This is a genomic window from Bordetella sp. N (assembly GCF_001433395.1).
In the GTDB taxonomy this organism is placed as follows: domain Bacteria; phylum Pseudomonadota; class Gammaproteobacteria; order Burkholderiales; family Burkholderiaceae_B; genus Bordetella_C.
On the sequence record NZ_CP013111.1, the window covers coordinates 906,647 to 932,616 of the forward strand.

Annotated in this window: 21 protein-coding genes; 8 read left to right on the plus strand and 13 right to left on the minus strand. The window is 64.0% G+C overall.

The features are described from left to right. Positions 1 to 58 precede the first annotated feature (58 nt). Both ASB57_RS03930 and ASB57_RS03935 read right to left on the minus strand, forming a co-directional pair. Entirely contained in the window at positions 59 to 1,246 is a 1,188-nt protein-coding gene (locus ASB57_RS03930; RefSeq protein WP_197424943.1) for an amidase, read from the minus strand. A gap of 140 nt (positions 1,247 to 1,386) precedes the next feature. Continuing rightward, entirely contained in the window at positions 1,387 to 2,388 is a 1,002-nt protein-coding gene (locus ASB57_RS03935; protein ID WP_057650735.1) for a LysR substrate-binding domain-containing protein, read from the minus strand. 200 nt (positions 2,389 to 2,588) lie between these two features. On the opposite strand from ASB57_RS03935, the gene ASB57_RS03940 reads away from it, so the two are divergent. From ASB57_RS03940 to ASB57_RS03955, 4 genes are read left to right on the plus strand one after another with little or no spacing between them, the layout of a single operon-like run. Continuing rightward, a complete protein-coding gene (locus ASB57_RS03940) occupies positions 2,589 to 3,590 on the plus strand; it encodes a tripartite tricarboxylate transporter substrate binding protein (RefSeq protein WP_057650737.1) in 1,002 nt (333 codons plus the stop codon). Between the two features lie 56 nt (positions 3,591 to 3,646). Beyond that, positions 3,647 to 4,186, plus strand: a complete 540-nt coding sequence (locus tag ASB57_RS03945; protein WP_082621352.1) for a (2Fe-2S)-binding protein — start codon at positions 3,647 to 3,649, stop codon at positions 4,184 to 4,186. A 29-nt stretch (positions 4,187 to 4,215) separates the two neighbouring features. Further along, positions 4,216 to 7,200 (plus strand): c-type cytochrome, encoded by a 2,985-nt coding sequence (locus ASB57_RS03950; protein WP_197424944.1) that lies wholly within the window; start codon positions 4,216 to 4,218, stop codon positions 7,198 to 7,200. After that, positions 7,197 to 9,449 (plus strand): molybdopterin cofactor-binding domain-containing protein, encoded by a 2,253-nt coding sequence (locus ASB57_RS03955; protein ID WP_057650741.1) that lies wholly within the window; start codon positions 7,197 to 7,199, stop codon positions 9,447 to 9,449. The genes ASB57_RS03950 and ASB57_RS03955 overlap by 4 nt, the downstream gene beginning before the upstream one ends. Positions 9,450 to 9,485: 36 nt before the next feature. Here ASB57_RS03955 and ASB57_RS03960 read toward each other — a convergent pair whose 3' ends face one another. The 9 genes from ASB57_RS03960 to ASB57_RS04000 all read right to left on the minus strand — a co-directional run bounded on the left by ASB57_RS03960 (position 9,486) and on the right by ASB57_RS04000 (position 19,148). Continuing rightward, positions 9,486 to 10,184: a class II aldolase/adducin family protein gene (locus tag ASB57_RS03960; RefSeq protein ID WP_156414057.1), complete on the minus strand. Its 699-nt coding sequence runs from the start codon at positions 10,182 to 10,184 to the stop codon at positions 9,486 to 9,488. Positions 10,185 to 10,221: 37 nt separating this feature from the next. Beyond that, on the minus strand, positions 10,222 to 11,151 hold the full coding sequence (locus ASB57_RS03965) for a helix-turn-helix domain-containing protein (RefSeq protein ID WP_057650745.1): 930 nt from the start codon (positions 11,149 to 11,151) through the stop codon (positions 10,222 to 10,224). 168 nt (positions 11,152 to 11,319) lie between these two features. After that, positions 11,320 to 12,312 carry an NADPH:quinone oxidoreductase family protein gene (locus ASB57_RS03970; RefSeq protein ID WP_057650747.1) on the minus strand — a complete coding sequence of 331 codons (993 nt, stop codon included), beginning with the start codon at positions 12,310 to 12,312 and terminating at the stop codon, positions 11,320 to 11,322. Then, entirely contained in the window at positions 12,309 to 12,773 is a 465-nt protein-coding gene (locus tag ASB57_RS03975; RefSeq protein ID WP_057650749.1) for a PaaI family thioesterase, read from the minus strand. Before ASB57_RS03975 ends, ASB57_RS03970 begins: the two co-directional genes overlap by 4 nt. A gap of 9 nt (positions 12,774 to 12,782) precedes the next feature. Next, positions 12,783 to 14,453 (minus strand): class I adenylate-forming enzyme family protein, encoded by a 1,671-nt coding sequence (locus ASB57_RS03980; protein ID WP_369822794.1) that lies wholly within the window; start codon positions 14,451 to 14,453, stop codon positions 12,783 to 12,785. A 40-nt stretch (positions 14,454 to 14,493) separates the two neighbouring features. Beyond that, complete coding sequence (locus tag ASB57_RS03985) at positions 14,494 to 15,369, minus strand: SRPBCC family protein (RefSeq protein ID WP_197424945.1); 876 nt, start codon at positions 15,367 to 15,369, stop codon at positions 14,494 to 14,496. After that, entirely contained in the window at positions 15,353 to 17,779 is a 2,427-nt protein-coding gene (locus ASB57_RS03990; RefSeq protein WP_082621355.1) for a xanthine dehydrogenase family protein molybdopterin-binding subunit, read from the minus strand. The genes ASB57_RS03985 and ASB57_RS03990 overlap by 17 nt, the downstream gene beginning before the upstream one ends. Further along, positions 17,776 to 18,258, minus strand: coding sequence for a (2Fe-2S)-binding protein (locus ASB57_RS03995; RefSeq protein ID WP_057655899.1), 483 nt, complete (start codon positions 18,256 to 18,258; stop codon positions 17,776 to 17,778). The genes ASB57_RS03990 and ASB57_RS03995 overlap by 4 nt, the downstream gene beginning before the upstream one ends. Positions 18,259 to 18,260: 2 nt before the next feature. Then, positions 18,261 to 19,148 carry a xanthine dehydrogenase family protein subunit M gene (locus ASB57_RS04000; protein ID WP_057650753.1) on the minus strand — a complete coding sequence of 296 codons (888 nt, stop codon included), beginning with the start codon at positions 19,146 to 19,148 and terminating at the stop codon, positions 18,261 to 18,263. Between the two features lie 214 nt (positions 19,149 to 19,362). Between ASB57_RS04000 and ASB57_RS04005 the strand changes: the two genes are divergently transcribed. Next, the gene (locus ASB57_RS04005) at positions 19,363 to 20,265 is read left to right on the plus strand and encodes a polysaccharide deacetylase family protein (protein ID WP_057650756.1); all 903 of its coding nucleotides are present in this window, start codon (positions 19,363 to 19,365) and stop codon (positions 20,263 to 20,265) included. Positions 20,266 to 20,327: 62 nt separating this feature from the next. Next, positions 20,328 to 21,380 (plus strand): XdhC family protein, encoded by a 1,053-nt coding sequence (locus ASB57_RS04010; RefSeq protein ID WP_057650758.1) that lies wholly within the window; start codon positions 20,328 to 20,330, stop codon positions 21,378 to 21,380. Positions 21,381 to 21,384: 4 nt separating this feature from the next. On the opposite strand, the gene ASB57_RS04015 is transcribed toward ASB57_RS04010, so the two are convergent. Further along, positions 21,385 to 22,332 carry a GlxA family transcriptional regulator gene (locus tag ASB57_RS04015; RefSeq protein ID WP_057650761.1) on the minus strand — a complete coding sequence of 316 codons (948 nt, stop codon included), beginning with the start codon at positions 22,330 to 22,332 and terminating at the stop codon, positions 21,385 to 21,387. 140 nt (positions 22,333 to 22,472) lie between these two features. Between ASB57_RS04015 and ASB57_RS04020 the strand changes: the two genes are divergently transcribed. Next, positions 22,473 to 23,288 carry an SDR family oxidoreductase gene (locus ASB57_RS04020; protein ID WP_057650762.1) on the plus strand — a complete coding sequence of 272 codons (816 nt, stop codon included), beginning with the start codon at positions 22,473 to 22,475 and terminating at the stop codon, positions 23,286 to 23,288. Positions 23,289 to 23,647: 359 nt separating this feature from the next. After that, positions 23,648 to 24,535: a fructose bisphosphate aldolase gene (locus tag ASB57_RS04025; RefSeq protein WP_057650764.1), complete on the plus strand. Its 888-nt coding sequence runs from the start codon at positions 23,648 to 23,650 to the stop codon at positions 24,533 to 24,535. A gap of 59 nt (positions 24,536 to 24,594) precedes the next feature. Here ASB57_RS04025 and leuB read toward each other — a convergent pair whose 3' ends face one another. Further along, positions 24,595 to 25,746, minus strand: coding sequence for a 3-isopropylmalate dehydrogenase (gene leuB, locus ASB57_RS04030; protein WP_057650766.1), 1,152 nt, complete (start codon positions 25,744 to 25,746; stop codon positions 24,595 to 24,597). Positions 25,747 to 25,970 lie beyond the last annotated feature (224 nt).

A 25,970-nucleotide genomic window follows, 5' to 3' on the forward strand; every position in this document is an offset into this window, starting at 1 on the left:
GCCGCCAGTGTAGGGGGCGAGGATGGTCCGGCACTATTGGTAGAACTACGGCAGTGTATTAATTCTCACGTAAGGCGGGCCACCACTGCCCTGCGGCCGCGAGCAACGCATGATCGCGTTCGAAAGGCGCTACCAGTTGCACGCCCAGAGGCAGCCCACGCGCGTCCAGGCGCGTGGGCAGGTGAAGGCAGGGCCAGCCCAGCAGGGACCAGTTTTTGTTGAAAGCCGACGAGCCTGTGTTGGAGAGGCCGGCGGGCGCGAAACCAGGCGCGCTGGGCGTCAGGACGAAATCGGCTGCGCCAATGAGGCTGCTCCAATCGTGCCGCAAGCGTTCCTGGGCGCGGCGTGCGAGGATGTAATCGGTTCCTGGTATGGTCAGGCCCGTCTTGATCGCGTCGAGCACTTCCTGGCCCAGGGCAGACCCATGGCGATCCGCGACCGGCCGCAAGCTGCGGGCGATTTCGTAGTACATGACCAGCTCGTGCGTGCGCGCGAGTTCGCCCGCGTGCGCCCATGGGGCCGCGGTTTGCACGTTCACACCCAGCTCGCGCAAGCGATCGGCCGCATGCTCAAGGGTCTCCAGCGCCTGCGCTTCCAGCGGATGGTCAGCGGCATGCGGAAGCAGTACGACCGAGGAACGTCGTGAAGCGCCGGCTGCCTCCGTCCCTGCCGGGAGCAGCACGTCGGCCACCGCCGACGCAGTGCCGACGCTGTCGGCTGTCCATCCGATGACATCAAGAGATTCGCAGGTGAACGCCAGACCGGCGCGCGCGACCGCGCCGAAGCTGGGTTTGAAACCGACGACACCACAGTAAGCGGCCGGACGGATGATTGACCCCCCGGTCTGTGTGCCGAGGGCGAAGGGGACCATGCCAGCGGCAACCGCCGCCGCGGAGCCACTGGATGATCCGCCTGGGGTGTGATCCAGGCGCCGCGGGTTGCGCGTGGGGCCAGGGGCGCGGAAGGCATATTCCGCGGTAACCGTCTTGCCGATCGGAATGGCCCCTGCGTGACGCAGCAGATTCACGCAGGTGGCATCGGTGTCGGCCTCGCGAGGATCCGACGCCGCGGATCCGCAGCGGGTGGGCATGCCGGCCACATCGATCACATCCTTTACACCAAAGCACATCCCGGCCAGCGGCCCTTCGCGGACGGCTTCGGCAGCCGCCGTGTGGGACAGATGCGCCCAGGCATGCAATTCACGGTCGTTCTTGCTGACCTGGTCGACCAAATCTGCGACGTTCAAGTGTTGGGGAAGCGGAGGCATCAAAGCGCCCTTGAGGTTGATGGAGACTCTGGAATTTCTATCTCAACGAAAGCCAGACGAAAACGTATACCAAAATTGGTACAAACCGCCTTCGGGTATACCCTGAAGTGACTGTTTCCCTAAGAGTTTCCTGATAAAAATTCATCTGGTTGCGGGGCTGCGGCTTCTTTTTCGTCCGAATCCAGTCCGCGCAGGCGCGTGCGCAGCCACTGCTTGAACAATTCGGCCGTTGGACGGCGCGTACGCCTGTTCAAAACGAAATACGAGTTTTCGATCGGCACCGTATGCGCGAGCGGCAGGATCAGTTCGCCGTTGCGGAGTTCCTTCCAGCACAGGCAGGGTGTCGTCACGAGCAGCCCCATGCCCTTGACGGCCGCCTCGATCGCCAGCGCCGCGTGATTGAAGTGCGCGCCATGGCGTTGCTCGATGGTGCTGGCCCCCTGGCTGGCCAGCCATTGATCCCAGAACGGCGTGCCGCCGTACTTCAGCCCGCGGTCGTCATGCAGCCATGGATAGCGGTGCACATCGTCCGCGTGGCGCAGGCCCTGGCCGCCTGCGAGCAGGCCAGGACTGCAGACGAGTTGGACCGACAGCGGCATCAGCTGCTCCGCGTCCAGATCACCGAATCCGTCCTTGCCCAGGACGATGACGATGTCGCTTTCCTCGGCCCACGCGCGGAAGGTATCGGTCTCGTCTTGCGGGCGCGCGGCCTCCTGGACAGGCACGCGCATGCGCGTCGTGATGCGCAGGTCGATCTCCGGGTACTGCGCCAGGAATTCCTGGCTCAGTGGCATCAGCAGACGCATGGCGAAGGAGGGCGGTGCGCTGACCGAGAGCGTGCCAACGTCCTTGTATTCCTGTATGGCGATCACTGCCGCGCGCAGCGCGGCGAAGCCATCGCGGATATGCGGCAGACACGCCTGAGCCGCGGGCGTCAGCGCCAGGCCGCGGTGCACACGGACAAACAGCTCGACGCCCAGGCTGCGTTCCAGCTGCTGGATCTGATGGCTGATTGCCGTCGGTGTGACATGCAGTTCTTGCGCCGCCGCCTTGAAACTGAGCAGACGTGCCGCTGCTTCCAGGGCCCGCAGGGCGGTAAGTGGCAGTTGAGCATGCGACATGCAAATCGCTCCACAAGCTTACGGATGAAAAAAATTCAGTTTAGCGCGAGATTAAATCGGTTGACCCAATTTTGGTACACCTCTATCTTGCCAGCTTGAAGGGACGAGCGGCCTCGGCCTGCGTTCCAGCATCAACCGTGTGACCCGCTGCGTAGATGGCGGGCTGTCATGGGGACGAATAGCCTAATTCGGAGCGTTGCATGTTCAAGGCCTTGTTTTCCAAGCGGCGCCTGCGCCGCGATGTCCTGCTGGGGGCGTCCGCGATGACGCTGGCAGCGCTTGCTCCTGGCGTGAGCCTGGCCGCGGATGCCTATCCCAGCCATCCGATTACGCTCATCCTCGCGTATCCGCCGGGCGGAGGCGTCGACATGGTCGGCCGGTTGCTGGCCCGCGAACTGGAGCGCAACCTCGGGCAGAACGTCATCGTCGAGAACCGGCCTGGCGCCGGCAGCTTGATAGGCACGAGCACGTTGATCCGGTCCAAGCCGGACGGCTATACCATCATGCTCGCCGACCCGGCGCTGGTGATCAATGAGAGCCTGATGAAGCACGTCACCTACGACTCCCAAAAGGATCTGGTGCCGATTTCCACCGTGACCTCGTCGCCGCTGGTGCTGGCGGTGCCCACGACCTCGAAGATCAAAAGCGTTGCCGACCTCGTGGAAGCAGGCAAGGGCAAGGGCGCGGGGTTGAGCTTCGCGTCCGCCGGTCTGGGCAGTACTCCGCACATGGCGGGCGAGCTGCTCAAGTTGCGGTCCCAATCGAATTTCGTGCATGTGCCTTACAAAGGCAGCGGTCCCGCCATGACGGACCTGATCTCCGGCCAGGTGGATTTCGCTTTCGCGACCCAGTCGGCGTCGGCGCAATATATCGCGGGGGGGCGCCTGCGTGGCCTGGCAACGACAGGGGCCGAACGCAGCCCGCTGTTGCCGGAGCTGCCCACCATGGCCGATTCGCTGCCCGGTTTTCGCGTCCTGTTCTGGACCGCGTTGATCGCACCCGCCGGGACGCCGCCGGACATACAAAAGCGGCTCAACGATGCGGTCAAGGCGTCGCTGGCATCGCCCACGATGAAGTCCGGGCTGGAAAAGGCGGGCGAAGTGTCTTCATACATGAGCCTGGCCGACTGCAAGGCCTTCTTCACCTCCGAACGCGATATGTGGAGCAAGGTCGTGCGTGAAAGCAAGCTGGAGCTTGAATGAGATGACACCGCCATGCTGCTCCCGTGGCGGTTGCCTTTCCTGTTCCTTTTAGAACCATGCCCCTGACCATTCGCGTTAACGGCGCTCCCCATGCGGTCGATGCCGACCGGGATACGCCATTACTTTATGTGCTGCGCAACGACCTGGAATTGAACGGGCCGAAGTTTGGCTGCGGCCTGGGCGAGTGCGGCGCCTGTACGGTATTGATCGATGAGGTACCGGCGCGTGCGTGCGTGATTCCCGTGCGTGCCGTGGAGCATCGGGAGGTCACCACGCTGGAAGGCCTGGGAACACTGGAGCAGCCCGGTGTCATGCAACAGGCGTTCATCGACCGGCAAGCAGTGCAATGCGGATATTGCATCAACGGCATGATCATGACCGCGCACGCCCTGGTGATGCGCAATCCGGCCATCACCGCGGATGACGTGAAGCGGGCCCTGCAATTCAACCTGTGCCGCTGCGGGACACACCTGGAGATCGTCGAGGCCGTGCTGCTGGCCGCCCGCCGATGGCAGGAGCGCCTGGCGCTGGGACCGGGGGTGCCCGCCGCGGCCACGCAGGAAGTGACTCGCGCCAAGGTGGATGCCGAGGCATGAGTCAATGCATGAGTTCGGATCTGGCTGACATGACAAATTTCCTTGCTGCGGCGGTGCTGCGGCCTGCGCACGCGTCCTGGGATGGCAGGGTTTATCGAACCGGCATCCTGCAGCAAGTCGATGAACGAAGCGCCGCGGAACTGGGTGTCGCCTATCGGCTCGTCCGCCGTGCGTCGTCGTGCGCGGTAATCGCCTCGTCGCGCGAGCAGGCGTCCGAGGTCGCGGCCGCACTGGCCCTGGTATGGGATTTCGGCGCACCTGTCATCCCCGCCGCGCCGCTCGGGCATGAGACCGGACAGGGTGCGGTGACGCTGGAGCGAGAGTATCGTTGGCAGTCCGCGGGCCTGACGCCATACGAAGACGAGCCTGCCTGTGCCACCTGGGATGGCGCGCTGCTCGAAGTCCGCGGCCCATGCCTCCAGGCCCCAAGCCAGGCGGCGCTGCGCGCCGAGATTGCAAGCCTTTGCGGCGTGGCGCCGGATCAGATTCACATCACGCATGCGGACCTGCATGCGGACCAGGCGGCTTACGATGCGGCCGTCGATGCGGCCGTCGTAGCCCATGCCTTGCAAGCGTCCATCGCTGTATGGCCCGACCGCAGCGGTGGCACCGCACCCTTGTTGCGGGTGGAGCAGGGAGCGGCGAAAGACGGGGCAGGCAGGGTCGCGCAATGGCATACGCGCCTGTCGCAGCCAGGCGCGCCACGGCCGAGTGCGGCCTACCTTGACGCTTTTTCCACCGCGGACCATGCGGGTGCGCCGCAAGCCGGGTGCGACGCATTGTCGGGGCCGCAACTGCATATTGCTTATGCCGGCGAGGAGGTCCTGCACCCACCGGTGGCGCCGATCGCGCTGAATACAACCGTCGATGCGGGCGAAGTCCAGCGGGCCCGTCTGTTCGCGCAGGAGACCTATGCGGACGAGATGGCGGCGGACCAGGACCTGGATCCCGTCCAGTGGCGACTGACGCAGCTGCCGGACGATGCGGGTCGCGCCTTGATCGAGGGCGTTGCCGCAGCCGCCGGGTGGCGCGCGGGGCCACGTGGCCGGGTCGGCCGTCAGCTCACAGGTAAAGCGCTCAAAGGGCAGGGAATGGCATGCGCCCAGGTCGCCGATGCATCGCATGCACCTCCGACACGTGCCTGGGCGGCATGGGTCGTGGATGTATCCGTCGATCCCGCAACGGGGCAGGTCAGCCTGGATCGGCTGACGGTCGGCCATCATGTAGATGAGCTCGTCATCGTGGACGGCGACGATGCCATGTGGGGACAGCGTTTGACGCGCACGGCGCGGGATCTGCTTACCGACGGCTCGCGCCACGATGATTGGCGCAGCCCATCCGCGCGCGAGCAGGGGCGCGCGGAGACAGGCTCGGGCCTGCCCGCGGTCGGCGCCTCGTCGAGTGTCGAGCGGAAGCAATCGCTGCCTGTCTTGCCAGGTCGGCTATCCGACAGTGATGCACTGACCTTGCCCGCCGCTGCCGCAATCGCCAATGCCATATTCGATGCAACGGGTATCCGGCTGCGCGAGGCGCCGCTGACCCTGGGCGCATTGACGGCTGTCGCGCTACCCGGCACGCCGTCTTCAGCCGGCCTTCAACAGGACGAGGCCGGCACGCATCGGGGCTGGCGTAGAACGGCACGCAAGTGGCGCGGATCGTTGAGCATCGCGGGTGGCCTTGTGGCGCTGGCGGCGGCGGTGATCCCCTGGCGGCCAGCCATACCCCTGGCGCAACCGGATCTATCCGTCTATTCGTCCGCGGCGATCGAGCGGGGGCGACTGATCGCCGCCGCGAGCGACTGCGTGACCTGCCACACGGCGCCCGAGGGTCAGCGCAACGCTGGCGGCCGTGCCATGGATACGCCATTTGGCACCGTCTACACCACCAATATCACGCCCGATCGGGAAACCGGTTTGGGCGGCTGGTCCTTCGCCGCGTTTGACCGCGCCATGCGCGAAGGCGTCGGCAGGGATGGCCGCCATCTCTATCCTGCCTTTCCGTACACGTCGTTCGCCAAATTTTCGGACGGCGACATGCAGGCGCTCTATGCGTATCTGATGACCCAGCCTGCCGTGAAGGCCAAGCCTCCCGAGACCCGCCTGGCCTTTCCGTACGGCGTGCGGCCGTTGATGCGGTACTGGAACCTGCTTTTCCATGACGCCGAACCTTACCGCGCCGACCTGTCGCAATCCGCGCTCTGGAACCGCGGCGCCTATCTGGTGCAGGGACCTGGACATTGCATGGCATGCCATAGCCCTCGCAATGCCTTCGGCGCGGAGCAGAACGATGCGTCCAATTTCCTCGCTGGCGGCGAGGTTGACGGGTGGAATGCGCCAGCGCTGAACGGCACGGCTGCCACGGCCCTCCCGTGGACGCGGCAAGACCTGTTCGCTTACTTACGGACCGGATTCTCGCAACGCCACGGGGTAGCTGCCGGTCCCATGGCGCCGGTGGTGGAAAATCTGCGCGAACTGCCGGATCGCGATATCGAGGCCATGGCCGTCTATCTCGAAAGCATTACCCGGAAGGGCTCCCCGGCGGCGCAGGCGCAAGGAGGCCTCCCGCCGACAACGGAACATGCGTTGATCGATATCGCAGCGCCGGTGGAGGCGGCGAAGCCGTCGATAGCGGCCGAGGGCGCGTCGCTCCCGGCCCGCATTCTATCCCTCGCCGGGCAGAATGTGTATGAAGGGGCCTGCGCCGCCTGCCACGACACGGCGCGAGGAAGCCCCTTGTTCGGTGTGCGTCCGGTACTGTCGTTGAACACGAATATCACCGCGGCCGAACCCGACAACCTGATCAAAGTGGTGCTGGCGGGAATTGTTGAACCCGCGCATAGCGGCCTTGGCTATATGCCTGGATTCGCCGATACCTTGAGCGACGGGCAGGTGGCCGATTTGCTTGAGTATTTGCGCGGACAGTATGCGCCGCAGTCGCCGGCGTGGACCGGCCTGAACGAGGCCGTAGCGCGCAACCGGGCTGAGTTGACCCGGCACGCGGAGGCCATGAAATGAAGCCTGCGGCCGATACCGCTCCAGTTTCGCGTGAACGCCTGGATGCCAAGGGCGAGCCGCCCGCCCGTCACGCTGTCAACTTGATCGCCAAAGGGCGCGTCGATACCTATGTGGCGATCACGGCGGACGGCGACGTCATCGCCGCCAACGGGCACGTGGACCTGGGCACCGGCGTTCGCACGGCATTCACGCAGATCGTGGCCGACGAGCTGGATGTGCCCATGCATCGGGTACGTATCGTCATGGGGGATACGGATAAAACACCCGATCAGGGGCCGACGACGGCAAGCGCGTCGATTCAGAGTGCGGCCGTGCCGATGCGCCGCGCTGCCGCCCAGGCGCGTCGATTCCTGCTGCGGCGGGCTGCGGCGGTCATGGGTTGTGCCGTGGATTCACTTGTCGTGAAGGACGGTGTGGTGCACGGGCCCGCCGGCGGTCCCGGCCTGCCTTACCAGGAGCTGTTGCGCGGTGAACGCTTCGAACTCGACGTCAGCGCGGACGTGCCGCTGAAAGCGGCCAAGGACTACCGCTACGTCGGGAAGTCGATGGCGCGCGTGGACATTCCCGCGAAGGTGACCGGCGGCCTGGTGTTCGTGCATGATTTCCGCCTGCCGGGCATGTTGCACGCCCGTATCGTGCGCCCGCCTTATTACGGCCGTGATGTCGGCACCATGATAGGCCACAGCCTGTTGTCCGTGGACGAGCAATCCATCGCCGCGATCCCGGGTGTGATCAGGACGGTGGTCATCGGCGACTTCGTCGCGGTGGTTGCGCGTCGCGAGGAGCAGGCGATCAAGGCCGCGCGTGCCTTGAAAGTCCGGTGGCGGAAGCCGCCGCCGCTGGACGACCTGGCTGACATCGATGCCGCCCTGCGACGTTCGCCATCAACTCCGCGGGTTTTGAAAGAAACGGGCGACGCGGCGTCGGCACTGTCCGGCAATGAGCATGCGTTGCAGGCAAGTTATGTCTGGCCTTACCAGATGCATGGCTCCATCGGCCCATCCTGCGCGGTCGCCGACTTCCAGGACGGCAAGGTGACCGTGTGGAGCGGCTCCCAGAATCCGCATTTCCTGCATGTCGACATCATGGTGCTGCTTGATCTGCCACAGGAACATGTGCGCATCGTTCGCATGGAGGCTTCCGGTTGCTATGGGCGTAACTGCGCTGACGATGCGTCCGCGGAGGCGGCATTGCTCGCCAGGGAGATGGGCGCGCCCGTGCGTGTGCAATTGATGCGCGACGAAGAGCATGCGTGGGAACCCAAGGGAACCGCGCAAGTGATGGACGTGCGCGGCGCCGTCACCGGGCCCGGCACGCTGGCCTACACCTTCAGCAACCTGTATCCGTCCAATAATGCCCCGGTCATGGTGCTGATGCAGACCGGCAAGCTGCCGGCGGACCCCATCGTCGAGCACAAGGGGGACCGCACTGCCGTGCCGCAGTACCGCTGTGATGACATCGCCGTATCCGTGCAGGACATGGCGCCGATCGTGCGGGCGGCCTGGATGCGCGGCGTGTCGGCCTTGCCGAATGTGTTCGCTCACGAATCCTTCATCGACGAACTGGCGGCGCATCATCAAGAGGACCCTGTTTCCTTCCGTCTGCGTTTCATGGAGGATGCCAGAGCGCGTGCGCTCACGGAGGCGGTGGCAGCGCTGGCGCGGTGGCAGCCGGCGCCGAGACGGCCTGGCTCATCCAGCGACCCGGCGCGGCCCCACATTCGGCACGGCCGTGGCTTCGCGCAGCATCAGTACGTGCATGGGACGTTTCCCGGAATCGGGTCGGCCTATTGTGCATGGGTCTGCGATGTCGAAGTCGACATCCGTTCCGGCGCGGTCCGCGTCTGCAAGGTATGGGTGGGCTATGACTGCGGCCTGGTCATCAATCCCGAAGGGGTGCGGCACCAAATGCACGGCAACGTCATACAGTCCGTCAGCCGGGCATTGGGCGAAGAAGTTCACTTCGGTGACGAAGGCGTGGTGTCGCGCGAGTGGGGCGCTTATCCGATAATCAAATTCCAGGAAGTGCCGGACATCGTCACCTACATCGCGCCAGCGGAGGACCATGGTCCCCTCGGTGCGGGGGAGTCGGCATCCATACCCAGCGCGGCGGCCATCGCCAACGCGATCTTCGACGCCACTGGGGTGCGGCTCAGGCAGTTGCCTTTCCATCGGGAACGCATGAAGGCGGCCTTGGACCACCTTCATGCATCCGGCAGCGCCGCCGCGCTGCCCCGCGTCCCGGCTTGAACGCCGGCCAGGAACCAGACCGGACGAAGGCCTGAGTCAGGCGACGCGGCCCGCCCACAACTGCCAGGCGCGGGCCATCGCCATTGGCGGTACCCTGGCCGCCTTTTCGACTTCTCCCGCCGTGAGCCCTTCGACCGCGCCCAACGCCAAAGCGCGATACAGGAACTCGGCGTTCTTGCAGGCGGTCACCGCGCGGAACACCAGTTCCTGCAGGTCGGCGCCGACTACGGTGGCGCCATGGTGGCGCATCAGCACCATCTTCGCATCACCTAGCGAGCGCGCGAGCGAAGCGCCTTGTTCTGAATTGACGACCAGCAGGTTGGTATCGCCGAAGTCGTCGCGGCTGTCCCATAACGGGACGTGCGCGCCCATCATGGCGCCGTGTTGGTACACCGGCACCAGGGGCTTGCCGGCAACGCAAAAGGGCAGGACCGCCGGGCTGTGATGGTGGCAGATGGCCAGCACATCGGGCCGCGCGCGATAGATCTCCCCATGGATATAGCGCTCCGCATACAGCGCGGCGGTGGGCGGCGCGACGGGCTCCGAATCGAGGCCGTAAGAAATGATGTCTTGCGCCACCACCAGTTCAGGTGCTTTGGACGTGGACAGCAGGAATTGATTCGGCTGGTCGGGATCGCGTACGCTGACGTGCCCAAAGGCGTCGAGGACACCCTCGTTGGCAAGGATCAGATTGGCGGTTACCAATTGCTGGACGACAGTTCTAGGTTCGGTCACGATATTTCCTTGTGTAGCGCTGCCGTCCGGCGTACGGTCAAACCGCTTTGGTTTTTGCTTCCGGACGGCGGGGGGAGCGGGTCGTGGGAGCAGACGTATCGGCGCTTAAGAGCTCCCGCAGATAAGCTGCCGCCGTGGGGCCTTTCATGGCGGTACGCCAGGCGTCGGTGACGATCTTGTGATGCAGCTTCAGGGCTTCCGGCGCGGAAGTCGCCATGGCGACACCCACGCGGATATTGGGCTGCTCGCCCAAGCGGAAGGGGCTGATGGTCAAGGTGCTGCGGTCGGCCTGTCGGAATATCTGGAAGCCGTTCATCGGCAGGGTGTCGGTGACCAGGCCGATCTGCACGCCAAGATCATCGGCTTCGATCAGGGCGGCGAGATGTTCGATTTCCCCGCGGGCGAGTGTATGGCGCTCACGGCGGACGACGTCCGGCAGGTCGGGCTTCCCCATCAGTCCATTGTTGAGGAAGCGGGCGATCTGGTCGGCCGAGACGAGGTTCACGATATTCGGTCGGCGGCGGCGATAAGCCTCCTTGCGCTGGCGCAGGATGTCGAGCACGCTGGTGACATCGGCAAGAAGCCGCTGGCGCTGCGGCACGTCGCCGGGCACGCTTTCTTCCAGCAAGGTGTGCAGCGCTTTCTCGAAGCCGTCAGACGCCAGCAGGAAGGATACGGGTCCGGCCAGAACGATGATCTGATCGGCGGTCTCTTCCAGTTGGCGAGTGCGTTCGAAGTAGCTGACCGCCGACGGCATGTACTCGATACCGACGCCCAGCAGAGTAGGCAGGGATACTTCCAATAGATCGGACAGGCGTTCAAGCGTGTCGATCTTGGCGATCTCGCCTTTTTCCACCCGGTATAGCGCAGTGCGCGAAATGCCTATTTTCTGCGCGACCTCATCTGCGCTGAGCCCCGACGCCAGGCGAAAGGCCTTCACTCGTTGCCCGATTTCCTCGTAACGCATTCCGATTTTCTCCTCAGGTTCCGCGCGTCTCAAGCCGCGTTGTTCTTGTTCGGCGGCTAAAAATCAGAATAGTACAATGCGATCCAATTCTGGAACGCCGGGCCGGAATTTGTACGGAAGCAAAAAAACGAGGCATCGTCACACAGTGCGTTCGAACGCGGTTGAAGGTCACGCCTGGGGCGTCAGGATCACCCGCCCGCGCGCCTGGCGCGTCGCGACACGGATCAGCGCAGCCATCGCCTGCTCAAGGCCGACCTCTTCGACGGGAAGCGGTAGCAGCCGCCCCTCGCCATACAGACGGAAGATCTCCTCCATGCAACGTTGCATCAGATCCGGGCGGCGTTTGCGGTAGTCGCTGACCTGCAGTCCGCTCACTTCGATGTTCTTCAACATCAGGTAATTGACCTTCAACGTGGGTATGGCGCCCGCGGCAAAGCCGATGACGACCAGCCTGCCGCACCACGCCACCGCGCGGATCGCCGCCTCAAAGAATCTGTCGCCCAATGGGTCGAGCACGATGTCCGCGCCCTTTCCTTCGTTGGCTGCGTAGACCTGGTCACGCAACCGGTCGCGCAAGTCGGGGACGCTCAGGTCAATGCAGGCGTCAGCGCCAGCGCGTCGTGCGAGCTCGGCTTTCGCTGGGTCGGACACCCCCGCGAGAACCTTCAGGCCGTAGGCCCGCGCCAATTGGACGGCGGCCAGGCCCACGCCACCCGTGGCGCCCAGGACCAGCACGGTTTCACCCTGCTGCGACCGCCCCCGGTCCATCAGGGCGAACCAGGCCGTATCGTAGGCCAGCGCCATGGCCGCGGCTTGCGTGAATGACAAGGCATCGGGCAAGAAGAAGCAATCCCGGGCCTTGGCGACCGCCTTCTGGGCATAGCCACCATGCTCGGCCAAGGTCAGGACACGATCGCCCGGCCGAACGTTTTGCACACGGGCCCCGGTGGCCAGGACGATGCCGGCGGGTAGCTTGCCGGGTGAGAAGGGACGCTTGGGCAGGAACTGATAGGTGCCTGTCACGACCAGCGTGTCGACAAAGTTGACGGCCGTGGCGTGTACTGCTATTAGCACTTCGTCGTCGGCCGGTATGGGGTCCGCGGTGTCCTCGACGTGATGGCTCGCGATATCACCGAATTCGTGGATGACGACTGCTTTCATGACGGACTCCGGACAGGTTCTGGGGCCAAGGTGCTGAAGGATCCGCGTGCCACGGCATAGGGCGGCGTGTCGGCACCACTGATGACGACGTCCACTCGTGCGACGGCACGGCCTACGCGTAGCGTGCTTGCCTTGGCATATAAATCCTGGCCAGGAGCGGGCCGCAGGTAATCGATGCGCAAATCGATGGTGGGCGCCATGCGACCGATCTGAACGGCAACGGCGGCGTGGGCCGCGAGGTCCGCGAGTGCGGCGATGACGCCGCCGTGGATGGCGTCCGAACCGGCTGCGCGGCGAAAGGTGGCCTGGTAGGGCAGGCGTATCCGCACCTCGCCCCGGTCGGCGTCCGCGCTTATCGCTTCCGGCGCCAGCACGGCATGAAAGGGGGGATGTGCAAGCTCTCTGCGCAGAGCGTCCAACGCGTCGGAGGCCGGCGCGCCGGTGTTTAGGGTCACCGTCATGACGTTCGCCTAGGCCACGACGCCGTGGCGCACTGGGATGACTTCCAACTTGCCCGTACGCACGTCTTCGGCCAGATCGCGTTTGTAGATCTTGCCGCTGGCGGTGAGCGGAATCTCGGGCAAGGCGATGAAGTATTCAGGCATGTCGTAACGCGACAGTCCGGCACGGTCCAGGTGTGCCAACATGTCTTCGGGCGTACATTGGCTGCCGGCTTTGAACATCACCGCAAGGCATACTTTTTCTCCCAGGCGGTCATCGGGAACAGGCAACACCGCCGCTCGGGCGATTGCCGGATGCTGCATGGCAAGCCCTTCGATCTTGGCCGGGTAAATGTTGTGACCGCCGCGGATGATCAGGTCTTTCTTGCGGCCCGTGATGACGAGATATCCCGCGGCGTCCATGCGGCCCAGGTCGCCGGTCATGAACCAGCCGGCCTTGTTGAATGACTGCTCGGTCGCCAGCTGATTATCGAAGTAGCCCAGCATCAGGCTGGCTCCACGCCCGCCAATCTGCCCGATTTCGCCGGGCGCCAGTTCGATGTCCGGATCGTCCTTTGAGAAGATCCGTACCTCATAGCCTGAGCAAGCACGGCCGGAACTGCCAACGATCAGTGCGGGATCGTCGGTGGGCAGCGTGTAGTGATGAGAGCAGGCCTCTGTCATGCCGTAGCCGCTTTGCGGCGTGACGCCGTGTTCGAGCAGGCCCTGTACCACGCTGGTCGGGGCGGCCGCGCCGGAAACGCGGAAGCCCTGCAGCCTGCCGACGGTCTTCATGCCACGGCGGCGCAGTTCATTGAGCATGTCGATCGCATGTGTCGGCACGCCGAAGACAAAGGTCGCATCAGTCTCCAGCAAGCGGTCGAGCAGGCTCGCGCCTTTGGGAAGGTCGTGGACGACGAGTTCCGAGCCGGATGCGAACGCACTGATCATGGCGCCCAGCCCCAGGTTGTGGCTCAGGGGGCTCATCGTGTACAGCACCGAGTCCGTGCCGAAGTGCCAGTCGCGCGCGATGGTGCGAGCATTCGCCAGCAGCGTGTTGTCGCTGTGCATGACGCCTTTCGGTGTGCCGGTCGTTCCGGACGTGAACGCCAGGTAGACGATTCGGTTCGGGTCCGCCGACGGTGCGGCGTGGCTTGCGGGTGCCGCTGCCGGCGGGTGTACGAGGTTGTCCGTGCTTTCAGTGCCGACGGGCGCCAGCGCCACTGTCAATTTCAATGAATCGAGGTCGGCGAGCCGTGCAAAGATGTCGTGGCGATGCGCATCGGCGCCCCATTGCACCTCTCCGATGAAAGCGGAAGCGCGTACCCTTGTCATCAAGGTGTTGACGTCCTCCACGGTATGGTCCCGGTGCAGCGACGGGCAGCAGGTATAGCCATTGCGCGAGCACGCCAACCAGACGATCGCGGTCTCGACGCGGCTGCACGTCCAAAGCCCGACTCGCTCGCCGGCGGTGAGCCCCGCCGCCGCAAGCCGCGCGGCGAACGCATCCGCCGCGGCGATGAGTTCGCCGTAGGTCAGCCGTTGATGCCCGTCGCGGATGGCAGGCTCGTCGGGCTGCGTACGCGCGTACTGGAGCGCGGACGTATATATCGTTTCGTCACGCCAATGACCGCTGGCGTAGAAGGCCTTCATCTGCCCATCATCGAGCAGCGTCAGGACAGTGTTTTTTCTGATGGACAAGATTGGACTCCGAAAATCAGGATCGAACGATGGCGGCGGCTTAGTGGCGGCGGCGGGAAAACCAGCCGGCTATCGTCTGGCCCAGCGATGAGAAGAACAGGGAAAGGCCGCTGATGGGCTTGGCTTGCGGAAAAGGAGGCGGGGCGCCGTGGGAGCGGGCTTGACTGCCGGCTGGCCCTGATCCGCCGGCCAGCCGCAGCGCGGCTGCGTAACCGGCCGCGTGCCCCGCCTGGAAGCCTTCCGTATAGCCCGCCTTGTAGCCATTGACGTAGTCCTCGGTTGCCGCGGACGTGGCCGGGGCGGCGTGCTCCTCCAGGGGAGGGGGCGTACTCGTGTTCCTGTTTGTGTTTGTGTTCGTGCTCGCGGGAGCTGCCAGGGGGGCAGTCGCCTGCACCGTTTCGTCGCTGGAGGCAGCCGCCCGGCTCAGATAGTCCTCTCCCGTGGCCGCGGCGTGTGCCTTCAGTTGGCCGATACGGCTTTCCAGGTTACGGGCGAATTGGGAGATGATCTGATTGGCGACGTTCTGGATGAGCCCCGCCCCGCGACCGTATTGCGCGACCGCGCCGACCAATTGGAGGTCCGTGTCGATAATGACCTTGGACCCTTTAGCGCTGGGCTGCATGCGGAAGCCGATATTCGCGCTGGCCGTCCCCCGGCCCTTGTCATCGGCGCCGCTGGCTCGCAGCTGCGCCTTGTGGCCTGCGTTGTCGACCTGCGCGAACGTGGCGTCGCAGACGAAGGCCAGGCGCACTGGCCCCAGCTGCACGGATATCTTCCCCTGGAACGATCCATCTTCACGCTTCTCGACCAGTTCGGCGCCTGGCATGCAAGGCACCATGGATTCAACGTTCATGAGCCATGGCCATGCCTGTTCGGGTGGCAGGGACACTTCGAAGCTGTTAGAGAATTCCATCATCGTCCTGGCGATCGGAGAGGTTGTCGTCCGCGCGGAAGGCAGAAGACGGCATGGGATTGAGGCGGCCGTAGACGTCCAGCGGCGTGACCGGCAAACGCGTGATCGCACCGGGCTGGCGCAGGGCATCATCCACCGCGGCGGCGATGGCCGCACCGGCCGCGTTCGTGCCGCCTTCGCCGGCGCCTTTCATTCCCAGCGGGTTGAGCGGGCTGGGCGCGTCTTCCGTGATCAGCACGTCGACTTCGGGCATTTCGTGGGCGGTGATCATCAGGTAGTCAGCAAAGGTGGTCGACAGCGGCTGTCCATCCGCGCTGTACGTGAAGTGCTCGTACAGCGCGCCGCCGAGTCCTTGAGCCAGTCCGCCGACGATCTGGCCCTCCACCATCTTCGGGTTGACGGCACGTCCGACGTCATAGGCGACCAGGTACTTCTCGACCTTGATGCCGCCGGTCCCGGCGTCCAGCAGGACTTGCGCGATATGCACGCCGTACGGGTAGTTCATGTGCTCGCTGTAGAACCACCCCTCGGCGGACAGGCCGGGCTCATGGCCATTGCTCGTTTTCTGGCTGGGGTGGTAATAGCGGGCGGCTTCCGCCAGCGTCATGCGCCTGCTGTCGGCCGCGTCGGTGAATTGCACCGCGCCGTCGCGCAGCGTCAGCCTGCCTGCTTCCACGTCCCACGCCAGGGCTGCCGCCGCGATCGCCTTGGCACGCACCTTGCGCGCCGCGATCTGGGTGGCCGAGCCCGACATGACCGTCACGCGCGAGGCGTGCGCGCCATTGCCGAATTCAATCTGGTCGGTGCGGCCCTTGATGACGCGCACCCGCCGGTAATCCGCGCCCAGTTCGTGGGCGCAGATCTGCGCCAGAGCGGTCTCCATGCCCTGGCCGACCGAACCCGCGCCAGTGACGAGTTCAATGGTGCCGGTCTGGTCTATCGTCAGGCGGACCAGATCGGAGGGGCCCAGGCCGGATTTTTCGACGAACATCGCCAAACCGATGCCGACGTGTTCGCCCCTGCTACGGCGCCGTTGAGCGTCACGCTGGATCTGGTCCCAGCCGACGCGTGTGAGCGCTTTGTCGAGCAGGCCAGCGTAGTCCCCGGAATCCAGCACGACGTCCACGCCCAGGGCGTCCAGCGGGCGGGTGTAGGGCATCTCGGACTTGTCTATCAAATTGCGCCGGCGTGCCGTGATGGGATCGATGTTCGCCGCCTGGGCGACGGCATCCAGCAGCCGCTCACGCACGAAAGTCGTCTCGTAGCGGCCGGGCGCGCGGTAGGTCGCGGCCGGCGTCTTGTTGGTAAGCCGATAGTGGCCGATGGCCTTGTAGGCCGGTACGCGATAGGGGCCCAGCAGCAGTCCGGCGGACATGTCGGCCACACGCGGACCATGGGTTCTTACATAGCCTCCCTGGCTATGGAAGAACTCGTTGCTGATGCCCAGAATATGGCCCGACTCGTCGATCGCCGCCTTGATGTGGTGGTACTGCTCGCGCGAATGGTTGGTGGCCAGCAGGTTCTCGCGCCGGTCTTCCACCCATTTCACCGGCTTGCGCAAGCGCAAGGCGCCCAGGCACACCAGCACGTCCTCGGGATACATTTCGCCCCTGACACCGAAACCTCCCCCCACATGGCCCTCGTACAAATGCATGCTGGCGGGAGATCGGCCCAGCATCTTGGCCATCTCGTCGCGGTTCCAGTGGGACTTCTTCGCCGCGCCGAACATCTCCAGCACGTCGCGACCGGCGTCGTAACGCGCGACGGCCCCACGGCATTCGAGGGGTACACCGCTGTGGCGGCCGATGTCCAGTTGCAATTCGACCGTGCGCCACGCGCCGGCGAACGCTGCCTCGATATCTCCATAGCCCTTGCGGATAATGGTCGGCTCTGTGTCCAGGCCAGGGAGGAATTCTCCCGGGGTGTCACGGGCGTCCATCAGAGGCGTCAGCGTTTCGATTTCCGGTGCAACCAGGTCGGCCGCATCCTCCGCGACATAGGCATCCCGCGCGAACACGACTGCAATCGGATCTCCCACATACCTCACATGTGACTGCGCCAGTATGTGCTGGCAGTAGGGCTCCAGACCTTGCACCTTGGTCGCGCGGAAGGGGATGGGAGGAATGTCGGCCACATCCCGGCCGGTCCAGATCGCCACCACGCCAGGTAGTTTCAGCGCCTCCTGCACATCGACGTCCAGGAGCCGCCCATGCGCGACTTGCGACCGTACCACCCGCATATGTAGCTGGCGAGGAAAATTGATGTCGCCGGCGAAATTGCCTTCTCCCCGTACGAGTGGGGGATCCTCCAGCCGCGCTACGGAAAGTCCGATCACGGCATCCTGAGGGGCGGGATGCTCGGTCAGGCCCGCCGGGTCGGAAATCGTCCGCTGGAGTTCTTCGAGACCGCTCATGCCTGTCCCTTGCTCAATAACGCGCGGGCCTGCTTCACCGCCGCGAGTATGTTGACGTAACCTGTGCAGCGGCACAGATTCGATGAGAGGGCATCTTTTATCTCATCGTCCGACGCAGCCGGATTGTTCCTCAGCACCCCGAGCGCCAGCATGAGAAAACCCGGCGTGCAGAAACCACACTGCAGGGCATGCTGGTCCATGAATGCCTGCTGCAGCGGATGCGGTTCGCCGCCCTGCGCCAGCCCTTCGACTGTCTCGACGCAGCGGCCATCCGCTTGCGTGGCGAACATCAGGCAGGCTCGCACCGGCAGGCCGTCGACGAGCACCGTACAGGCGCCGCATACGCCATGTTCACAGCCGATATGCGTGCCGGTAAGACCGCAATCCTCGCGCAGCGCGTCTACCAGAGTGCGGCGCGGCTCCACGCGTACGGGAAAGACTTCGCCGTTGACTTCCAGTACGACGTCTATATCGTTCATCTTCATGCGTGATCCCCTCTGATGCCGGGCAGGGGCCGGGCACGACCAAGCGCCCGTTCAACGACAGTGCGCACCAGGCCCCGCCGGTAATTGCATTCCTGTGCGGTGGTATCCATTGGGGTCACCGCCGCCGCTGCGCAGGCCGCCGCATCATTGATTAGTGACGATGTCAGTTCCCGGCCTTCGCACATTGCCTCTGCCTCGCGCAGGCGGCGGGGCGTGCTTTCGACGCCGCCCACGCCGATACGCACGTCGCGGGCGCGGTTGCCATCTGCACGTAGTGTGACAAGCGCCATCGCCTGGGCAAAATCGCCGGCGCGGCGGCTGAACTCCTCGAAGCCCCAACGCGTGTCCGCTGACAAAAGCGGAATCCGTACGGACTCCAGCAGTTCGTCCGCCCGCAGTGCGGTGCTCATATACCCCTGAAAGTAATCCGAGGCAGCGATTTCCCGTGCGCCATCCGCGTGGCTGCGTGCGTGCATGATGGCTTCGAGCGCGACGGCCACCAGACACCACTCGGACGCTGGATCGGCGTTGGCGATGCTGCCGCAGAAAGTGCCCCGAGTCCTGATCGGGAGGTGGGCGATGTGCTGGACCACGTCACTCAGCAGGTCGCCTAGCGGCCCCGGGACGACTGGCTTATGGAAGGCGGCGTGGCGGACCCGCGCGTGTATCCGCAAGTGGCCAGCCTCCGCGGCCAGGATCCCCAAGGCTTCGATGCGATTGATGTCGATCAGGTAGGCCGGTTGCGCGAAGCGCAGTGCCATGGCGGGAACCAACGTCTGCCCTCCGGCGAGGATGCGGCCGTCCTGGCCGGCGACATCAGCGAGCATCAGCACCGCCTGATCGACGGAGGTGGGCTCGTACAAAACAAAGCGGCCGGGTTTCATGATGCGCTCCGAGGACTCCGAAAGGGAGAAGACTGCCTGACAACATGCGCGACGGGCGACTTTCAAGGAATGACTAGGGGTATTCCATTAGTCGTAAAATGTAGCGGTATTGGAATAATAACCAAAATTGGTACAATGCGGAAGCGTTTCGCGCAGTCCCTCCACATTCCGTTTGAGGCGGGGAGGGGATCTTCAATCTTGCACAGGATGGATCATGTTGCTTCCTCATCACGGCCGTTACGCCTATCGCCCCATAGGGGAGCGCCCACGCTACGAGTGGCCCGAGGGAAAGCGCCTGGCGTTCTTCATTGGCGTGAACATCGAGCATTTCGCCTTTGGCGCGGGATTGACGCATTCCCTGTCGGTACCGCTGCCCGCGCCTGACCAACGGGCGTTTGCCTGGACTGACTATGGCAACCGGATCGGGATCTGGCGCATTTTCGACATGCTGGACAAGCTTGGCCTGCCGGCGTCGCACAACATCAACACGACGCTCTTCGAATATGCGCCGCAGATCCTGGAACGCATTAAGGCGCGCGGCGACGAGGTGATCGCTCACGGCCGCACCAACGCCGAGCGGCATGGAGGCATGTGGGAGCGCGACGAGAAGCGTTTCATTGAAGAGGTGCGCGATGAGATCGCGCAGCATTGGGGACGGGCGCCTACGGGCTGGATGGCGCCGTGGATGTCCGTGAGCAAGGTGACGCCTGACTTGCTGCAGGAAGCAGGCTTCAAATATGTGATGGATTGGCCCGGCGACGACCAGCCGGTCTGGATGAAGACCCGCGCTGGCCGCATCATGTCCGTGCCTTATCCCTTCGAGTTGAACGACTCGCCGGCCATGTTGGTGCGGCATCAAAGTCCGGACGAATTCACGCGCGCGGTTATCGACCAGTTCGATGAAATGCTTGAGCAGAGTGAAACGGAACCGCTGGTGGCCAGCCTTGCGCTGCACGCCATGGTCGTGGGGCAGCCCTACCGGCTGCGGGCGTTACGGAAAGCGCTGGAATACATCGCCAATCATCCGCGGCGCCAGCATGTCTGGTTCACCAGGCCCGGTGATATCTATGACTACTGCGCGGGCTTGCCGGCCGGGATACTCCCCGATCCCGACTGATGCTTCAGGCAAGAGCCCGGCGGGCGATCACGTCTTTCGATGTTGTCTAGCGGTGCTTCCCCATGGATTCCATAGACGTCATGGTGTTACGGACTGCTCGCGACTGGTCCGCGAGCGGCCATTCGGTAGTGCTTGCGACCGTCGTGCGGACTTGGGGTTCCTCGCCTCGTCCGCCCGGCGCAATGATGGTGTTGCGGGACGACGGCCTTGCCGTGGGTAGCGTATCCGGTGGGTGCATCGAAGATGACTTGATTGCGCGGTACACGAAGTCCCTGGGTGGGCAAGGTATTCCCGCTGCAAGGCCTGAACTCGTTCGCTACGGGGTCAGCGCCGATGAAGCCCATCGCTTCGGCCTGCCCTGTGGAGGAACGCTGGAGCTATTGCTGGAATTTCGTCCGTCGCTTGCCGCGCTGGAGACGCTGGTGACACGCCTGGATCGAGGGGAACTGGTGTGCCGAACCTTGGCCTTGGCCAGCGGTGCTGTCACCCTGACGGCGGCGTCCGTGCCTGAGGCGCTGAAATTCGATTCGGAGTCGCTGATAAATACGTTTGGACCTGGCTATCGCATGCTTTTGATCGGGGCTGGCGCCCTGGCCGAATATTTGTCGACGATGGCCTTGTTCAATGGATTCCAGGTGACCGTGTGCGATCCGCGGTCCGAGTACATGGGCTCATGGTCGGTGTCTGGTGTGCAACGGGTCGCCGATATGCCCGATGACGCCGTCGTCGCGTTTCGGCCGGACCAGCGTAGTTGCATCATTGCGCTCAGTCACGATCCCAAGCTGGACGATCTCGCATTGCTCGAAGCCTTGCACAGCCCGGCTTTCTATGTCGGGGCGATCGGGTCGAGGCGCAACAACCAGGCAAGGCGCGCGCGCATGATTCAGTATTTTGACGAAACCGAGGCGACCTTGAAACGCTTGCGCGGGCCTATCGGAATCTATATCGGCAGCAGGACGCCCGCGGAGATCGCCGTCAGCGTGATGGCCGAAATTCTGGCGGTCAAGAACGGCATTGCGCATCCGGATACGCTGTCCGTGGAGGAAGCCAAGGACAGGATCGATCGGCATGAGGGTGGCGGCGCTGAGCGAAGGTCAGCACTGGGCAAGGCGTGAGCGTTCACAAAACGCTTTCCTCTCTTCCAGCGCTTCTTTGCATCGCCTGCGGCGATTGCCCGAATGCCCGTAGAAACGCTTGCCGCATGCGTTCCCGGTCACCAAATCCCGTCTCGCGCGCGATGACTTCGATAGGGTGTCGCGTAGTCTCCATCATCAGCCGCGCCGCTTCCACGCGCAGCCGCTCGACCGCCTTGGCCGGCGACTGTCCGGTCTCTTCGCGAAACAGGCGGCTGAACTGGCGGGGGCTCAATCGTGCCACGTCGGCCAGGGATTCAACCGACAGCTTGCTGCCAAGATGTGCTTTGGCGTGGGCCAGCGCCATCTGCACCCGGTCGGACTTCGCATCCAACTCCAACAGGGCTGAGAACTGCGATTGTCCTCCGCCGCGCCGATGGTAGACAACGAGCTTGCGCGCGACGGCGCGAGCGGTTTCCAGCCCCAGGTCTTGCTCGACGATCGCCAGCGCAAGATCGATTCCGGCGGTCATGCCGGCGGACGTCCACACGGATCCATCCACCACGAAAATCCGGTCTTCATCGAGCAATACGTTCGGGTATTGCTTTCTGAAATCTTGCGCATGCCGCCAATGGGTAGTGGCTCGCTTTCCATCGAGCAACCCTGCTGCCGCAAGGACGAAAGCGCCAGTGCAAATCGCTGCTATGCGCCGGCTTTCGGTCGATGCGTGACGGAGGTAGTCGAGCAGGCTGGCGGCGGGAAGTTGGCCGTCGTTATCACCTGCCACGATCAGTGTGTCGTAGGTCGAATCCCGCAGTCGGTCTGTGTTGACGGAAAACCCTTGGGACGTCATCACCGGGCCGCCTTCTTCAGAAACCAGGCGGAAGTGATACGCCTGTTCGCCGCGATACAGGTTCGCGTATTCGAAGACGCTGGCGACGGCGAGCCCAAGGGCCTGGAAGTTCGGGTAGACGGCGAGTCCGATGGCGTGCATGGCTGTTTCCCACGGTGGCATTCCGGGATTATGGCCGAAATCATTGCATCTATGTCATTTCGGATGCGGGCGAGGAAGATCAGAATTCCAGCCAATCCCCGGCGCCGTGCCGGGTGAACCTGACGAAAGAGAGACCACTCATGACTTCCTCAACCCATCCGCCCAAAGGAACCGCCCTGATCACCGGCGCATCCGCTGGAATCGGCGCCGTGTACGCCGACCGCCTGGCCAGGCGCGGCTACGACCTGATCCTGGTCGCCCGCAACGCCGACCGGCTAAAGACCCTGGCCGATCGGCTGACCGCCGAAACCGGCCGCTCAGTGACCCCCGCCGTCGCCGATCTCAACGACAAGGCCAGCCTGTCGAACGTCGAGCGCCTGCTGCGGGATGACGAGCGTATTACCCTGCTGGTGAACAACGCCGGCGTCGGCTCGGTGGCGTCGGTGCTCAACAGCGACGTCGACGCCATGGAGGCGATGATCGATCTGAACATTACCGCGCTGACCCGACTCACCTACGCCGTGGCGCCTGGGTTCGTCGCCAGGGGGGCGGGCACCATCATCAACATCAGCTCGGCGGTCGCTATTGCCGTCGAGGCGCTCAACGGTGTGTACAGCGCTTCGAAGTCCTATGTCCTGAGCTTCGGTCACGCGCTTCAACGCGACCTGGCCGAAAAAGGCGTGCGTATCCAGACCGTACTGCCGGCGGCGACTGCCACGGAGTTCTGGGATGTGGCGGGCTACGCCAAACAAAAGGAAGCCGCCAGCACGATGACCGCGGACGACCTGGTGGATGCCGCGCTGATCGGTCTGGACCAGGGCGAGCTGGTCACGATTCCGACGCTGCAGGACGGCGGCGATTGGACGCGCTGGGAAGCAGATCGTCGGGCGCTCGCCCCGAAGTTCGCCAACGCGAAACCCGCCCCGCGTTATGGCGTCTCGGCGAACAAAGCCTGAACGGGGCGCCGTTATAAACTGTGACTGTGATTTCAAAGTTTCTCAACCGGACGCTAACGCACAGCGCGGTCCAGGGCCGATGTCCATGGATGACACCGGGCAAGGGGGCGATGCGATGAGCGAGAGACGGCTGACGGTGGGCCATCATGCACGCGTTTGGCATCCCGACCAGCCTCCAGGTGGATTAATGCGCTTTTGAAACCATTATTAGGTCTTCAATGACCTGAACCGGGGCCTTGGCACGACAATTTTCCGTTATGGTTCAGGGTACCCCGGCACACCAGGTCCGCATTCGTCCAACGCGGGATAGCACGTGGCCGGGCAGAATCGTTCAACGTCGAATATTGAAGAGGCATTTAATGAATCAAGAACAACTTAGCAAGATCGCGGATGGCAAAGGATTCATTGCCGCGTTGGACCAAAGTGGCGGTAGCACCCCCAAGGCTCTGAAGCTCTACGGCGTGGAAGAATCGGAATACAGCGGCGAAGCCCAGATGTTCGACCTGGTCCACGCCATGCGCACCCGCATCGTCACCAGCCCGGCCTTCGACGGCCGCCGTGTACTGGGCGCCATCCTTTTCGAACAAACGATGGACCGCCAGTTCGACGGCCTGGATGCCGCCGACTATCTATGGCAACGCAAGCAGGTCGTGCCTTTCCTGAAGGTCGACAAGGGCCTGGCTGACGAAGCCGACGGCGTGCAGTTGATGAAGCCGATCCCGGGCCTGGACGCGCTGCTCAAGCGCGCGGTGGCCAAGAAGATCTTCGGCACGAAGATGCGGTCGGTGGTGAACGGCGCCAATCAAAAGGGCATCGATGCCGTGCTCGACCAGCAATTCGAGATCGGTCGCCAGATCTTCGCCGCGGGCTTGATTCCCATCCTTGAACCGGAAGTCTCCATCAAGGCGGCGGACAAGGAACAGGCCGAAGTGCTGCTAAAGCAAGGTTTCCTGAAGCGCCTGGACGCGCTGCCCAGCGACGTGCAAGTCATGCTCAAACTGACCTTGCCCAACGTCGACGGGTACTACAAGGAACTGGTCGATCATCCGCGCGTCGTGCGCGTCGTCGCGCTGTCGGGCGGCTACGACCGGGACGAAGCCAATGCTCGCCTGTCGCGCAATCCGGGTGTCATCGCAAGCTTCAGCCGCGCCCTGACGGAAGGCCTCAGCGCGAAGCAGTCCGACGAAGCGTTCAACAGCGCCCTGGATGGCGCCATTGAAGGCATCTACCGCGCTTCCATCGCCTGAAGCGCCTGCCTTGCCCAAGCGCGAGCCTGCCTTGGCTCGCGTGCTCCGCCCCGCGCGGTTTAGCCGATCGCGCCATCCGCCTCATCGAGCGCTTTGATGACTTCGTCCGCGAAGCCCCGGGTGGACACCACGGGCAGCGACGGGTCGGCCAGATCGCGCGTGCGGGCGCGCTGCAAGGCGATATCCACGGCGTGCTCCAGCAGGCGAGCATCTTCCGGGCGCTTGAACGTGCCTTCCAGGGCCAGCGCCAGGCTGAGGATGGCGCCGCAGGGATTGGCCACGCCCTTGCCGGCGATATCGGGCGCGCTGCCGTGGACGGGTTCGTAGAAGGCACGCCGGACCCCAGGCCGCAGCTCCGCGCCGAAGGACGCGGACGGCAGCATGCCCAGCGATCCCGTGATGGCCGAAGCCGCATCGGACAGGATGTCGCCGAAGAGGTTGTCGGTCAGGATGACGTCGAACTTCCTGGGGCGGGTGATCAACTCGGCGGCGCAGGCGTCCACATACAGGTGGTCCAAGGCGATGTCCGGGTAGCGGGCATGGCGCTTCTTCACTTCTTCGCGCCACAGCACGCTGCTTTCCATGACATTGCTCTTATCCACGGACGTCACGTGGCCGCGCCGCGTGGCGGCCAGCGCGAACGCGAAGTCGGCGATGCGCACGATTTCGTGCGTGGTGTAGACCTGCGTATTGACCCCCCGCCGTTCGCCGCTTTCAAGCTGCGTGATGCCACGGGGTTCGCCGAAGTAGATGCCGCCGATCAGTTCGCGTATGACCACCAGGTCCACGTCGGCGCTGACGTGGGGCTGCAGGGGCGACACCTTGGACAGGGTGTTCAGCGCCTTGACCGGCCTGACATTGGCGAACAGGCCCATGGCCTGGCGCATGCGCAGCAGGCCGAACTTGCGGCGGATATCCGCCGGAATGGGATTGGCTTCCAGGGTGCCACCGAAAGCGCCGAACAGGACGGCGTCGACCTTGAGCAGGTCGGCGAACACCTCTTCTTTGATGAAATGGCCGGTGGCGTGATAGGCCTCGGCGCCGAACTGTTCATGGCGCAGGTTCACATTGATGCCGCGTCTGGCGGCGAACCACTCCAATACCCGGACCGCTTCCGCGGTGACTTCCTTGCCGATGCCGTCGCCGGGCAACACGATGAGGTCGTAGGCGGACGCGTCAGTAACGGATTGAGCAGAGGCGGGGGAGGTCATGGCGGCAAGTGTCTCCAAAGTATCTGTCATTTGTTTGGGCCATTCTAGCGCCCGGCTGAGCAGGAATCCGTCAGGTTGCGCTGCATCAATCGTGCTATTTTCAAATACCAACGTCTAAGGCAACCTCAGAGTTCGACAGTGACCGCGCGCATCAGAAGGAAGAAAGGGAAGGGGAAGCAAAATTCGCGGCACGCGGACATAAGACGGTCATCTTCGGGTTACAC

What these genes read in the sequence shown, in the direction of transcription:
- ASB57_RS04005 (WP_057650756.1), top strand. Translation starts at nt 19,363, where the DNA reads ATGTTGCTTCCTCATCACGGCCGTTACGCCTATCGCCCCATAGGGGAG.
- ASB57_RS03970 (WP_057650747.1), bottom strand. Translation starts at nt 12,312, where the DNA reads ATGAAAGCAGTCGTCATCCACGAATTCGGTGATATCGCGAGCCATCAC.
- ASB57_RS04015 (WP_057650761.1), bottom strand. Translation starts at nt 22,332, where the DNA reads ATGCACGCCATCGGACTCGCCGTCTACCCGAACTTCCAGGCCCTTGGG.
- ASB57_RS04025 (WP_057650764.1), top strand. Translation starts at nt 23,648, where the DNA reads ATGAATCAAGAACAACTTAGCAAGATCGCGGATGGCAAAGGATTCATT.
- ASB57_RS04010 (WP_057650758.1), top strand. Translation starts at nt 20,328, where the DNA reads ATGGATTCCATAGACGTCATGGTGTTACGGACTGCTCGCGACTGGTCC.
- ASB57_RS03995 (WP_057655899.1), bottom strand. Translation starts at nt 18,258, where the DNA reads ATGAACGATATAGACGTCGTACTGGAAGTCAACGGCGAAGTCTTTCCC.
- ASB57_RS03935 (WP_057650735.1), bottom strand. Translation starts at nt 2,388, where the DNA reads ATGTCGCATGCTCAACTGCCACTTACCGCCCTGCGGGCCCTGGAAGCA.
- ASB57_RS04000 (WP_057650753.1), bottom strand. Translation starts at nt 19,148, where the DNA reads ATGAAACCCGGCCGCTTTGTTTTGTACGAGCCCACCTCCGTCGATCAG.
- ASB57_RS03990 (WP_082621355.1), bottom strand. Translation starts at nt 17,779, where the DNA reads ATGAGCGGTCTCGAAGAACTCCAGCGGACGATTTCCGACCCGGCGGGC.
- ASB57_RS03945 (WP_082621352.1), top strand. Translation starts at nt 3,647, where the DNA reads ATGCCCCTGACCATTCGCGTTAACGGCGCTCCCCATGCGGTCGATGCC.
- ASB57_RS03940 (WP_057650737.1), top strand. Translation starts at nt 2,589, where the DNA reads ATGTTCAAGGCCTTGTTTTCCAAGCGGCGCCTGCGCCGCGATGTCCTG.
- ASB57_RS03950 (WP_197424944.1), top strand. Translation starts at nt 4,216, where the DNA reads ATGACAAATTTCCTTGCTGCGGCGGTGCTGCGGCCTGCGCACGCGTCC.
- ASB57_RS04020 (WP_057650762.1), top strand. Translation starts at nt 22,473, where the DNA reads ATGACTTCCTCAACCCATCCGCCCAAAGGAACCGCCCTGATCACCGGC.
- ASB57_RS03965 (WP_057650745.1), bottom strand. Translation starts at nt 11,151, where the DNA reads ATGCGTTACGAGGAAATCGGGCAACGAGTGAAGGCCTTTCGCCTGGCG.
- leuB (WP_057650766.1), bottom strand. Translation starts at nt 25,746, where the DNA reads ATGACCTCCCCCGCCTCTGCTCAATCCGTTACTGACGCGTCCGCCTAC.
- ASB57_RS03975 (WP_057650749.1), bottom strand. Translation starts at nt 12,773, where the DNA reads ATGACGGTGACCCTAAACACCGGCGCGCCGGCCTCCGACGCGTTGGAC.
- ASB57_RS03985 (WP_197424945.1), bottom strand. Translation starts at nt 15,369, where the DNA reads ATGATGGAATTCTCTAACAGCTTCGAAGTGTCCCTGCCACCCGAACAG.
- ASB57_RS03955 (WP_057650741.1), top strand. Translation starts at nt 7,197, where the DNA reads ATGAAGCCTGCGGCCGATACCGCTCCAGTTTCGCGTGAACGCCTGGAT.